The sequence below is a fragment of the Variovorax sp. J2P1-31 genome (assembly GCF_030317215.1).
Taxonomy (GTDB): domain Bacteria; phylum Pseudomonadota; class Gammaproteobacteria; order Burkholderiales; family Burkholderiaceae_C; genus Variovorax.
The window spans coordinates 53,554-65,630 of the sequence record NZ_JASZYA010000001.1 but is presented as its reverse complement, the minus strand read 5'-3'; the positions used below and the strand labels follow the sequence as shown (position 1 = coordinate 65,630).

Annotated in this window: 12 protein-coding genes and 1 tRNA gene; 2 read left to right on the top strand and 11 right to left on the bottom strand. The window is 65.5% G+C overall.

What is annotated here, in order from left to right; all coding sequences use genetic code 11:
• Positions 1-184 precede the first annotated feature (184 nt).
• The 11 genes from QTI20_RS00335 to QTI20_RS00285 all read right to left on the bottom strand — a co-directional run bounded on the left by QTI20_RS00335 (position 185) and on the right by QTI20_RS00285 (position 10,439).
• A tRNA-Pro gene (locus QTI20_RS00335) sits at positions 185-261 on the bottom strand.
• Positions 262-286: 25 nt separating this feature from the next.
• Positions 287-769 carry a MerR family transcriptional regulator gene (locus tag QTI20_RS00330; RefSeq protein ID WP_286550869.1) on the bottom strand — a complete coding sequence of 161 codons (483 nt, stop codon included), beginning with the start codon at positions 767-769 and terminating at the stop codon, positions 287-289.
• A 65-nt stretch (positions 770-834) separates the two neighbouring features.
• Positions 835-1,227 carry an integration host factor subunit alpha gene (locus QTI20_RS00325; protein ID WP_286550870.1) on the bottom strand — a complete coding sequence of 131 codons (393 nt, stop codon included), beginning with the start codon at positions 1,225-1,227 and terminating at the stop codon, positions 835-837.
• Positions 1,224-3,644 (bottom strand): phenylalanine--tRNA ligase subunit beta, encoded by a 2,421-nt coding sequence (gene pheT, locus QTI20_RS00320; protein WP_286550871.1) that lies wholly within the window; start codon positions 3,642-3,644, stop codon positions 1,224-1,226. Before pheT ends, QTI20_RS00325 begins: the two co-directional genes overlap by 4 nt.
• 36 nt (positions 3,645-3,680) lie before the next feature.
• Positions 3,681-4,757, bottom strand: a complete 1,077-nt coding sequence (gene pheS / locus QTI20_RS00315) for a phenylalanine--tRNA ligase subunit alpha (RefSeq protein ID WP_286550872.1) — start codon at positions 4,755-4,757, stop codon at positions 3,681-3,683.
• A gap of 111 nt (positions 4,758-4,868) precedes the next feature.
• Positions 4,869-5,228 (bottom strand): 50S ribosomal protein L20, encoded by a 360-nt coding sequence (rplT, locus tag QTI20_RS00310; RefSeq protein ID WP_007832499.1) that lies wholly within the window; start codon positions 5,226-5,228, stop codon positions 4,869-4,871.
• 24 nt (positions 5,229-5,252) lie between these two features.
• Entirely contained in the window at positions 5,253-5,456 is a 204-nt protein-coding gene (gene rpmI / locus QTI20_RS00305) for a 50S ribosomal protein L35 (RefSeq protein WP_007832497.1), read from the bottom strand.
• A gap of 137 nt (positions 5,457-5,593) precedes the next feature.
• Positions 5,594-6,214 carry a translation initiation factor IF-3 gene (infC, locus tag QTI20_RS00300; RefSeq protein WP_183027271.1) on the bottom strand — a complete coding sequence of 207 codons (621 nt, stop codon included), beginning with the start codon at positions 6,212-6,214 and terminating at the stop codon, positions 5,594-5,596.
• Between the two features lie 76 nt (positions 6,215-6,290).
• Complete coding sequence (gene thrS / locus QTI20_RS00295; protein WP_286550873.1) at positions 6,291-8,198, bottom strand: threonine--tRNA ligase; 1,908 nt, start codon at positions 8,196-8,198, stop codon at positions 6,291-6,293.
• A 262-nt stretch (positions 8,199-8,460) separates the two neighbouring features.
• On the bottom strand, positions 8,461-9,792 hold the full coding sequence (aceA, locus tag QTI20_RS00290; RefSeq protein WP_183027175.1) for an isocitrate lyase: 1,332 nt from the start codon (positions 9,790-9,792) through the stop codon (positions 8,461-8,463).
• Positions 9,793-10,007: 215 nt separating this feature from the next.
• Positions 10,008-10,439 (bottom strand): gamma-glutamylcyclotransferase family protein, encoded by a 432-nt coding sequence (locus QTI20_RS00285; protein WP_286550874.1) that lies wholly within the window; start codon positions 10,437-10,439, stop codon positions 10,008-10,010.
• A 42-nt stretch (positions 10,440-10,481) separates the two neighbouring features.
• Between QTI20_RS00285 and QTI20_RS00280 the strand changes: the two genes are divergently transcribed.
• Entirely contained in the window at positions 10,482-11,420 is a 939-nt protein-coding gene (locus QTI20_RS00280) for a DMT family transporter (RefSeq protein ID WP_286550875.1), read from the top strand.
• A 182-nt stretch (positions 11,421-11,602) separates the two neighbouring features.
• Positions 11,603-12,046, top strand: coding sequence for an SWIB/MDM2 domain-containing protein (locus tag QTI20_RS00275; RefSeq protein ID WP_183027269.1), 444 nt, complete (start codon positions 11,603-11,605; stop codon positions 12,044-12,046).
• Positions 12,047-12,077 lie beyond the last annotated feature (31 nt).

The following is a 12,077-nucleotide window of genomic DNA, read 5'->3' as shown; positions in this document are numbered from 1 at the left end:
GTTCCTGGACGCTAGCCCTGCCTCATGACAGAAGGACGACGGTGCCTGCTCTTCTCCACGCCGGGCAAGCCGTACGGGCAGGAGGCGTCCAAGACTTGCGGGAACCGCACGAGCGGGTTGGTCGAAGACAAAGAAAAACGGGTCACGCCTTGTGAGCGTGACCCGTTGATCTATCTGACGTTTATGGTCGGTGTGAAAGGATTCGAACCTTCGACCCCTTGCACCCCATGCAAGTGCGCTACCAGGCTGCGCCACACACCGAAGCCTGTGATTATAGCCGGTGAGATCAGTGTCCCGACGTCAACAGCTCACGAATTTCAAACAACTCGCGTCGCAATTGCTCCCAGGGCACCGAATCGACGGCGCGCGGCGTCGCAACGACGCCCTGTTCGGCGGGCTGTGGATGATGCGTCGCCGCTTCCCACTCCTCCGGCTCGATGTCGGTGGCCTCGACGCCGTCGAGATGCACCTCTTCGGCGAGGCCGCCCGCCTTGCGGCGCTCGCGCTCGGACTGCGTGAGTTCCTGCAGCTTGTTGCGGGCGCCGCTGATGGTGAAGCCCTGGTCGTAGAGCAGGTCGCGGATGCGCCGGATCATCAGCACCTCGTGGTGCTGGTAGTAACGACGGTTGCCGCGCCGCTTCATCGGCCGCAGCTGGGTGAATTCCTGCTCCCAGTAGCGAAGCACATGCGGCTTCACGCCGCAGAGCTCGCCCACTTCACCGATCGTGAAGTAGCGTTTGACAGGAATCGGTGGGAGGGTTTTCTCCATTGAAATCAAGATCGTGCGCGCGAAACCTCATAGGTTACTCCAGGCACGCGCGCCCCACCAAGCACTTATTCCGTACCGACGCGCCAGACTTCGGCGGACGTTGTTTCGCCGGCATCTTCGGCCGCTTCGGCGACCAGGCCGCCCTGGATCTGCTCCTTGAGCTTGGCGCTGGCGTGGAAGGTCGCGACGCGGCGCGCGCCGATGGGAATGGCCTCGCCGGTGCGCGGATTGCGGCCCGGCCGCGGTGCCTTCACGCGGATCTGGAAATTGCCGAAGCCCGAGATCTTGACGTCGGTGCCTTCGATCAGGCCGCTGGACACCAATTCGAAGAAGGCCTCGACCATGTCCTTCGATTCGCGCTTGTTCAGACCGATCTGCTCGAACAGCAGTTCGGCCAGATGCGCCTTGGTGAGCGCGGGCGTTTCGAGGGCTTCGAGCGTGAAATCCATGGCGTTCATCCTCGCAGGCGTGCGCCGAGCCGTTCAGCGAGGCGATCGAGGATCGCACGCACGGCCGGATCGACCTGTTCATCGGTCAGCGTGGCGCTGTCGCTGTGGAAGCTCAGGCGCACCGCCATGCTCTTCTCGCCGGCCGCCAGCCCGCCGTCGCGGCCCGGCTGCGGACGGTAGATGTCGAACAGCGCCGCGTCGCGCAGCAGGCCGCCGGTCGGCGCGCCGTCGATGGCCTGCAGCAGCGCATCGTGCGTGACGCTCTCTGTCACCACGACCGCGATGTCGCGCTCCACGGCCTGGTGCTTGGGCACCGGCTGGGCCAGGGGCACGGGGCGCGCGGTCACGGCGTCGAGCTCGAGTTCGAACACGATGGGCGCGTGCGCGAAGTCCCACTTCTGGCGCCAGCGCGGGTGCAGTTCGCCGACCACGCCGATGGCCTTGCCGTCGACCAGCACGCGGGCCGCGCGTCCGGGGTGCAGCGCGGGATGCTCGGTGGCCTCGAAGGTGGGCACCAGCGGCGCGAGCAGCGCTTCGACGTCGCCCTTCACGTCGTAGAAGTCGACCCGCTGGGGCTTGCCGTCCCAGCGCGCGTCGGCCGCATCGCCGAAGGCCAGGCCGGCCAGGCGCATCGGCTGATGGATGCCCTTGACGGTGCTGTCGGTGGTGGCGACCGTGTCGTCGCGCAGGAACACGCGGCCGGCCTCGAACACGCGCACGCGCGGCGCCTTGCGGTCGAGGTTGAACTTGAGCACCTGCAGCAGCGAGCCGATCAGCGACGAGCGCATCACGCTCATCGGGCTGGCGATGGGGTTCAGCAGCTTGATCGGGTTGGCGTTGCCGGCGAGATCGCTCTCCCAGTGCGCTTCGACGAAGCTGAAGTTGATGGTTTCCTGGTAGCCCAGCGCGGCTGCGCGATGGCGCACCGCGAAGCGGCTGCGCTGCGCTTCGGGGCGCAGGCGGGCGGTGATGGGCGCGAGCGGCGGCGTGGTCGGCAGGTTGTTGTAGCCGATCAGGCGCGCAACCTCCTCGATCAGGTCTTCCTCGATCTGCAGGTCGAAGCGGTGCGGGGCCGGCGTGACGATCACGATGCCCTCGCCTTCCTCGATCGGCAGGCCCAGGCGCTTGAGCGCATCGACGCACTGCGCCTGCGTGACCGGCATGCCGATCACGCGCGCCGCGCGGGCCACGCGCAGCGTGACGGGCTTGGCTTCGGGCAGGCGCAGGGTCTGGTCGTCGATCGGGCCGGCGGCGCCGCCGCAGACCTCGACGATCAGTTGCGTGATGCGTTCGATGATCTCGATGGTGCGGCTCGGGTCGACGCCGCGCTCGAAGCGGTGCCCCGCATCGGTCGAGAAGTTGAAGCGGCGCGAACGGCCCTGGATGGACTCGGGCCACCAGAAGGCGGCTTCGACATAGATGTTCTTCGTGTCGTCCGACACCGCGGTCGCGTCGCCGCCCATGATGCCGGCCAGCGATTCGACCTCGCGCTCGTCGGCGATCACGCCGACCTTTTCATCGACGGTCACGGTGTTGCCGTTGAGCAGCTTGAGCTCTTCGCCCGCCTTGCCCCAACGCACCGTGAGGCCGCCGTGGATCTTGTCGAGGTCGAAGATGTGGGTCGGCTGGCCGTACTCGAACATCACGTAGTTCGAGATGTCGACCAGCGGCGAGACGCTGCGCTGGCCGCAGCGCGCGAGGCGCTCGACCAGCCAGGCCGGCGTGGCGGCGCGGGTGTCGACGTTGCGCACGATGCGGCCCGAGAAGCGGCCGCACAGTTCGGGCGCCTCGACCTTCACCGGCAGGCGGTCGGCATGGGCCGCGGCCACCGAGGCGATCGGGGGCGTGGTCAGCGGCGCACCGGTCAGCGCCGAGAGTTCGCGCGCGATGCCGTAGACGCTGAGGCCGTGGGCCAGGTTGGGCGTGAGCTTGAGCGTGAGCAGCGCGTCGTCGAGCTGGAGCACCTCGCGCACGTCGGCGCCAACGGGCGCATCGGCGGCCAGCTCGAGCAGGCCGCCGTGGTCTTCGCTGAGCTTGAGCTCGCGCGCCGAGCACAGCATGCCCTGGCTCTCGACGCCGCGCAGCTTGCCCAGCTTGATCAGGAAGGGCTTGCCGTCCTCACCCGGCGGCAGTTCGGCGCCGACCAGCGCGCACGGCACCTTGATGCCCACGCGCGCATTGGGCGCGCCGCAGACGATGTTGAGCAGGGCGCCCTGGCCCACGTCGACCTGGCACACGCGCAGGCGATCGGCATTGGGGTGCTGCTCGGCTTCCTTGATCTCGCCGACCACGATCTTGCTGAAGGGCGGCGCGACGGGACGGCGCTCTTCGACTTCGAAGCCGCCCATGGTGAGCGTCTCGGCCAGGTCGGCGCTGGACAGCGGCGGGTTGCAGAACTCGCGCAACCAGGATTCGGGGAATTGCATCTTCTCGTTCTCGTTCGGGGCGTTGTCGGGGCTGGATCAGCGGAATTGCGAGAGGAAACGCAGGTCGCCGTCGAAGAACAGCCGGAGGTCGCTCACGCCATAGCGCAGCATGGTGAGCCGGTCCGGGCCCATGCCGAAGGCGAAGCCGATGTAGCGCTCGGGGTCCAGCCCCATGTTGCGCACGACGTTGGGGTGCACCTGGCCGGAGCCCGCGACCTCGAGCCAGCGGCCGGCCAGCGGGCCGCTCTGGAACTGGATGTCGATCTCGGCGCTGGGCTCGGTGAACGGGAAGAAGCTGGGGCGGAAGCGCAGCACCAGGTCGTCGCTCTCGAAGAAGGTGCGGCAGAAGTCGGTGAACACGACCTTCAGGTCCTTGAAGCTCACGTTCTCGCCCAGCCACAGGCCTTCGCACTGGTGGAACATCGGCGAATGCGTGGCGTCGCTGTCCACGCGGTAGGTGCGGCCCGGCGCGATCACGCGGATCTCGGGCGCCTTGAGCGTGCCGGTGCTGTCTGCGGCCGCGGCCTCGAAGGCGGCGGCGTGCTTCTTGATGTGCTGGTGGGCATAGCGCACCTGCATCGGGCTGGTGTGCGGGCGCAGGTTGTAGGGCACGCCGTCGTCGCCGTTGATGTCGACGTAGAAGGTGTCCTGCATCGAACGCGCCGGATGGTTCGGCGGGTTGTTGAGCGAGGTGAAGCTGTGCCAGTCGCTCTCGATCTCCGGGCCGTCGGCCACGTCGAAGCCCATGCTGGAGAAGATCGCCTCGATGCGTTCCAGCGTGCGGCTCACCGGGTGCAGGCCGCCGCCGGCGTGCTTGCGGCCCGGCAGGGTCACGTCGAGCGCCTCGGCGCGCAGTTGCACCGCGAGTTCCTCGTCGGCGAGTTGCTGGCGGCGTTCGTTCAGCGCGGCCTCGATGGCCTGCTTGGCCACGTTGATGGCGGCGCCGCGCGACTTCTTCTCGTCGACCGGCAGCTGGGCCATGCCCTTCATCAGCTCGGTGATGCGGCCGGCCTTGCCGAGAAACAGCGCCTTGGCGTTTTCAAGCTCCGCGGGGGCCGTCGCCTGGGCGAAGGCGGCGCTGGCGGTGGCGACCAGAGAGTCCAACTCGTTCATGGGATTTCTTCGGGAAAAAATAAAAAAGGGCTGGTGCTCTTTCAAGCGCCAGCCCTTGTGCCGTGGGCGCAAACGGACGCCCCCGAAAGGGCTGCCGTCTGCTGTGCGGGATCAAGCAGCCAGCTTGGCCTTGACCTGCTCCACGATGCCGGCAAAAGCGGCCTTGTCATGCACGGCGATGTCCGCAAGCATCTTGCGGTCGATCTCGATGCCGGCCTTGCGGATGCCATTGGCGAACTGGCTGTAGGTCAGGCCCAGTTCACGCGAGGCGGCGTTGATACGCGCGATCCACAGTTGACGGAAGACGCGCTTCTTGGTGCGGCGATCACGGTAGGCATATTGGCCTGCCTTCATCACCGCCTGTTTGGCGACGCGGAAGACATTGCCGCGGCGACCGCGGAAACCCTTGGCGAGTGCGAGAACTTTCTTGTGGCGGGCGCGAGCCGTTACACCACGTTTGACGCGAGGCATGTGAGTACTCCTTGTTCGTCTGGGTTAAATGCCACGGCCGGGCAGCATGGCGGCGACAGAAACCATGTTGGTCTCATGCACTGCGACTGCACCACGGAGGTGACGCTTGTTCTTGGTGGTCTTCTTCGTCAAGATGTGACGCTTGAAGGCTTGACCGCGCTTGACGGTGCCACCGGGACGAACGCGGAAACGTTTTTTCGCGCTGCTCTTGGTCTTCATTTTGGGCATGTGAATGCTCCTTTAATTTGTGCTCGTGAGGCGCCACGGAAACTCCGCAGACTTGTTGGCCCCGAGACACTTCTTCATCTCGCCATCGCTTTGCAGCGCCGGCGAAATCCCTTCAAAAACTCTTCTACTCTCGTCGCTCAGGCCGAAGCCGTTGCGGGTGCCGCGCCCTCTGCGGCGGCGGCCGGCTTCGGCGCGCCACCCGGCTTCTTGCGGCCAGGCGCGATCATCATGATCATCTGGCGGCCTTCCAGCTTGGGGAACTGCTCGACCAGGATGGTGTCGCCCAGCTCGTCGCGGATGCGCTGCAGCAGGGCCAGGCCGAGTTCCTGGTGCGTGATCTCGCGGCCGCGGAAGCGCAGCGTGATCTTGCATTTGTCGCCGTCCTCAAGGAAGCGCTTGATGTTGCGCATCTTGATGTTGTAGTCGCCGTCGTCGGTACCGGGCCGGAACTTGATTTCCTTGACCTCGATGACCTTCTGCTTCGACTTCGCCTCGGCGGCCTTCTTCTGCTCGTGGTACTTGAACTTGCCGTACTCGATCAGGCGACACACCGGCGGGTTCGCCGCGGCGACAACCTCCACCAGATCCACATCGGCCTCACCGGCCAGACGCAGAGCCTCGGAAATACTCATGACACCCAATGGCTCGTTTTCCGGGCCTACAAGGCGGACTTCCGGGGCCATGATTTCCCGGTTCAGGCGGTGTTGGCGTTCCTCGCGGTGGCGGCGGTCGCGAAATGCAGTAGCGATGGTCAGAATCCTTCAAACAACTTGCTACAGAAACTGTAGCTAACACCGTCGCATCCACGCGCCACAACCGGCCTGTTCCGAAAAATCAGCGTTTGTGTTGAATGTCGTCGGCGATCTTTTGGGAGAACGCCTCGACCGACATGGCACCGAGGTCAACATTGCCTCGGGCGCGCACTGCGACGGCACCTGCTTCCTTCTCCTTGTCGCCCACGACGAGGATGTAGGGAAGCTTTTGCAACGAATGCTTGCGTATTTTATACGTAATCTTCTCGTTGTGCAGATCGAGCTGAACTCTAAGCCCTTGATTCTGCAGCGTTTTCGCCACGGATGCCGCGTAGTCCGCCTGGCCTTCGCTGATATTGAGCACCGCCACCTGCACCGGCGCGAGCCATGCGGGCAGTGCGCCGGCATGGTGTTCGATCAGCATGCCGATGAAGCGCTCGAGGCTGCCGACGATCGCGCGGTGCAGCATCACCGGGTGCGCGCGGCCACTCGTTTCCGTCACGTACTCGCCGCCCAGGCGCTCGGCCGTGTTGAAGTCGACCTGCATCGTGCCGCACTGCCACTGGCGGCCCAGCGCGTCCTTGAGCGTGTACTCGATCTTCGGGCCGTAGAAGGCGCCGTCGCCGGGCGAGATGATGAAGTCCACGCCCGAACGGCGCAGCGCCTCCATGACCGCATGCTCGGCCTTGTCCCACAGCTCGTCCGAGCCGACGCGGTTGTCGGGCCGCGTCGCGACCTTGTAGAGGATGTCCGTGAAGCCGAAGTCGGCATACACCTTCTGCAGCTGCGCCGTGTAGGCCACGCATTCGTCGAGGATCTGGTCTTCCGTGCAGAAGACGTGGCCGTCGTCCTGCGTGAAGCCGCGCACGCGCATGATGCCGTGCAGCGCGCCGCTGGGCTCGTTGCGGTGGCACTGGCCGAACTCGCCGTAGCGCAGCGGCAGGTCGCGGTAGCTGCGCAGGTCGCTCTTGAAGATCAGCACATGGCCCGGGCAGTTCATCGGCTTCAGCGCGTACTCGCGCTTCTCCGATTCCGTCGTGAACATGTTGTCGCGGTAGTTCTGCCAGTGGCCCGTCTTCTCCCACAGGCTCTTGTCGAGGATCTGCGGGCCCTTGACTTCCCAGTAGCCTGTGTCGCGGTAGATGGCGCGCATGTACTGCTCGACCTGCTGCCACACGGCCCAGCCCTTGGGGTGCCAGAACACCACGCCCGGCGCCACTTCGTCGATGTGGAACAGGTCGAGTTCCTTGCCCAGCTTGCGGTGGTCGCGCTTCTCGGCTTCCTCGATGCGCTGGATGTATTGCTCGAGCTGCTTCTTGTCGGCCCAGGCCGTGCCATAGATGCGCTGCAGCTGTTCGTTCTTGGCGTCGCCGCGCCAGTAGGCGCCGGCCAGCTTCGTGAGCTTGAAGACCTTGAGGAAACGCGTGTTCGGCACGTGCGGGCCGCGGCACATGTCGACGTATTCCTGGTGGTAGTAGAGGCCCATGGCCTGCTCGTCGGGCATGTCCTCGACCAGGCGCAGCTTGTAGTCCTCGCCGCGCGACTTGAAGACCTCGATCACCTCGGCGCGCGGCGTGACCTTCTTGACCACGTCGTAGTCCTGCGCGATCAGCTCGCGCATGCGCGCCTCGATCGCCGCCACGTCCTCGGGCGTGAAGGGGCGCTCGTAGGAGATGTCGTAGTAGAAACCTTCGTCGATCACCGGGCCGATGACCATCTTGGCCGTCGGATAGAGCTGCTTGACCGCGTGGCCGACCAGGTGGGCCGTCGAGTGGCGGATGATCTCCAGCCCCTCGTCGTCCTTGGGCGTGATGATCTGCAGCTTGGCGTCGTGGTCGATGATGTCGCTGGCATCGACCAGCTTGCCGTCGACCTTGCCGGCGACCGTCATCTTCGCCAGGCCGGGGCCGATGGAACGGGCCACATCGGCCACCGAAACCGGGCCGGGGTACTCGCGCTGCGAGTTGTCAGGGAGCGTGATCTGGATCATGAAAAACCTTGGGCGGAAAAACAAAAAAGCGCGGTGGTGACCGCGCTTTGCTCTGGTTGAACGGCTGGTGGGACCAGCGTGCGCGGATTACCGGCGCGTTCCTTCGAAGGTGGAAGCGCCGTGGAATGCGTCGGACGTAGTTCGCGGTGTCATAACCAGAATGCCTTTCCCGTTCTTGTGAGGAGCAGAGAGGGCCGAGTTTAACAGCGGACGCAAAAAAAGCCCGGCACGGGGCCGGGCTCCTGGTGCGGCGCAGGGCCGATCAGTGGAACTGCTCTTCCTCGGTCGAGCCGGTCAGCGCCTTGACGCTGGACGAGCCGCCCTGGATCACGGTGGTCACGTCGTCGAAGTAGCCGGCGCCGACTTCCTGCTGGTGCGACACGAAGGTGTAGCCCTTGTCGCGGGCGGCGAACTCGGGTTCCTGCACCATGTTCACGTAGTGCTTCATGCCTTCGCCGTTGGCGTAGGCGTGGGCGAACTGGAAGGTGTTGTACCAGTTGATGTGGATGCCGGCCAGGGTGATGAACTGGTACTTGTAGCCCAGCTCCGACAGGTCTTCCTGGAACGAGGCGATCTGCTTGTCGTCGAGGTTCTTCTTCCAGTTGAAGGACGGCGAGCAGTTGTACGACAGCAGCTTGCCCGGGCAGGCGGCATGCACGGCCTGCGCGAACTCGCGGGCGAAGCCGATGTCCGGCACGCCGGTTTCGCACCACACCAGGTCGGCATAGGGGGCGTAGGCCACGCCGCGGCTGATGGCCTGCTCCAGGCCGTTCTTGACGCGGTAGAAGCCTTCGGGCGTGCGCTCGCCGGTCAGGAAGCGCTTGTCGTTGGCGTCGTGGTCGGAGGTGATCAGGTTGGCGGCTTCGGCATCGGTGCGGGCCAGCACGATGGTGGGCACGCCCATCACGTCGGCGGCGAAACGCGCCGAGATCAGCTTCTCGCAGGCTTCCTGCGTGGGCACCAGCACCTTGCCGCCCATGTGGCCGCACTTCTTCACGGCCGCCAGCTGGTCTTCGAAGTGCACGCCGGCCGCGCCGGAGGCGATCATGTTCTTCATCAGCTCGAAGGCGTTCAGCACGCCGCCGAAACCGGCTTCGGCGTCGGCCACGATCGGCAGGAAGTAGTCGATGAACTCCTTGTCGCCCGGGTTGACGCCGCGGCCCCACTGGATTTCGTCGGCGCGCTTGAAGGTGTTGTTGATGCGGCGGACCATGGTCGGCACCGAGTCGTAGGCGTAGAGCGACTGGTCGGGGTACATCGTTTCCGAGGTGTTGCCGTCGGCGGCGACCTGCCAGCCCGACAGGTACACGGCTTCGAGGCCGGCCTTGGCCTGCTGCATCGCCTGGCCGGCGGAGATCGCGCCGAAGGCGTTCACGTAGCCCTTCTTGGCGCCACCGTTGATCTTGTCCCAGAGCTTCTCGGCGCCGCGCTTGGCCAGCGTGTGCTCGATGGGCAGCGAGCCGCGCAGGCGCACCACGTCGGCGGCGCTGTAGCCGCGCTTGACGCCCTTCCAGCGCGGGTTGCTCGCCCAGTCCTTCTCGAGGGCGGCGATCTGCTGTTCACGGCTGAGCTGTTCGGTGAAATTCTGGGGCATGAGTGACTCCGGAGGTGGGGTTGAAGTGAATCGTTCGGCGCGGGGCCTTGGCATCCACTGTAGTCGCCGCACCTCTGTCTTATGTCTTATATAAGACATATTTTTTCATCAACAAAATCAACCACTTATCCATCTATTTTCTCGATGCGGAATTTGTTTTCTCATATCGAGAAAAAATACTGCGCTGCAGCAAGCAGCGATTTCGCATGACGGAATCAGTTTCTACGGATGAAATCGCGCCGCGCGCCGGGCGCGTCGAACCAGTCGCCGGAGGCGATCACCGGCCGCCCCGCCACGCGCGCGGGATGCAGTTCGTAGACCAGGCACGGCAGGCGCACGCCATCCACCTCGACATCCACTTTGCGCCGCAGGTATTCGCCCGTGCCGTCGGCCCGCACGTCCTCGAGCAGGTCGAGCGCCGCCTCGACTTCGGGCGTGATGCGGTAGACCTCGCCGCGCAGCCGCGCCGTGCCGCCGAGCACCGCGCCCGGATAGGTGTCCAGGTCGAGGAGCGTGGCCGCGATGAAGGCCTCGCCCACGAAGCGCGGCGCGGGCCGGTAGCGCGCGATGTCGTTGGAGCCGCCCCGGCGCAGCGTGCCGTAGACGAAGACAGGGGTGAGCCGGGGCGGTTCATGGCGATGGGGCATCATTGAATTCAATCTCGTCATCCTCGATTCGATCGCCCGCCAGTGAACCACACCGCCCCCGACCCGCGCCGACTGATCGCCTATGGCTGCCTCGCGCTCAGCATGACGCTCGTGGGCACCTATGTCGCCCTCTCCAAGCCGCTGGTCGCGGCCTTCCCGGTGCTGCTGCTGGCCTGGCTGCGCTTCGGCATCGCCGCGCTGGCGATGCCGCACTGGCTCAAGCGCCCGGCCGACGAGCCGCCCATGACGCGCCGCACGCGCGGGCTGGTCTTCCTCGAATCCTTCCTCGGCAACTTCCTGTTCTCGGTCTGCATGCTGTTCGGCGTGAGCATGACCAGCGCGGTCTCGGCCGGCGTGATCATGGCGTCGATCCCGGCCGTGGTCGCGGTCGCCAGCTGGATGTTCCTGCGCGAACGCATCGGCTGGCGCATCGGCCTGGCGATCGGCTGCGCGGCCGTCGGCATCGGCCTGCTGGCGCTGTCGCCCGCGCATGCCGCCGCGCCCACCGACGCGCCGCGCGGCGCGATGCCGTGGCTGGGCAACGTGCTGGTCTTCTGCGCGGTGCTCTGCGAAGCCGCCTATGCGGTGATCGGCAAGTCGCTGACCGGGCGCCTCGGGCCCAAGCGCATCTCCTCGCTGATCAACCTCTGGGGCTTCGTGCTCTCGACGCCCTTCGGTCTCTGGTTCGCATGGCGCTTCGACTTCGCCTCGGTGGGTGCGAGCACCTGGGGCCTGCTGGTGCTCTATGCACTGGCCGCGAGCATCTGGACCGTGTGGCTCTGGATGACGGGCCTGAAGCGCGTGCCCGCGGCGCAGGCCGGCGTGTTCAGCGTGATGCTGCCCGTGAGCGCGGCGCTGGTGGGTGTGCTGGTGCTCGGCGAATCGCTCGGCGGCGCGCAGATCCTGGCCTTCGCGGCGGCGCTGGCGGGGGTGGTTCTGGCCACCTGGCCGGCACGCCGCGGCACGCCTTCGATCCATTGAGGCGAGCGCTGGAGCGCATCGCATGGCGACCGCACGCGCGCTCCCCTCTGAAAAAACAACAGCGCCCAATGAAAAAGTCCCTTTTCCCCTTGGAAACGCGTTTCTTCTCCATTAGCATGCGATCTGCCAGTGGAGACGAGCTTTTCATTGGTGAAGTGTCCAACCAAAAAAGGAAATCAACCATGGCAACTGCAAAGAAGGCTCCGGCCAAGAAGGCGCCCGCTAAGAAGGCCGCACCCGCTGCTCCGGCAAAGAAGGCCGCTGCACCCGCGAAGAAGGCTGCTGCACCGGCGAAGAAGGCCGCTGCACCCGCGAAGAAGGCTGCGCCTGCAAAGAAGGCAGCACCCGCGAAGAAGGCCGCCGCTCCTGCCAAGAAGCGCACGCCCAACGCCGCGTTCATGAAGGCCCTGACCCCCAGCCCGGCACTGGCCGCCGTCGTCGGCGCCACGCCGCTGCCGCGCACCGCTGTCGTGAGCAAGCTGTGGGACTACATCAAGAAGAACAATCTTCAAGACAAGGCCAACAAGCGCAACATCAACGCCGATGCCAAGCTGAAGGAAATCTTCGGCAAGCCACAGGTCTCGATGTTCGAACTGGCAGCGCTGATCGGCAAGCACGTCAAGTGAGTTGTCGGCGCCTCGTGCGCTGAAGCAAAAA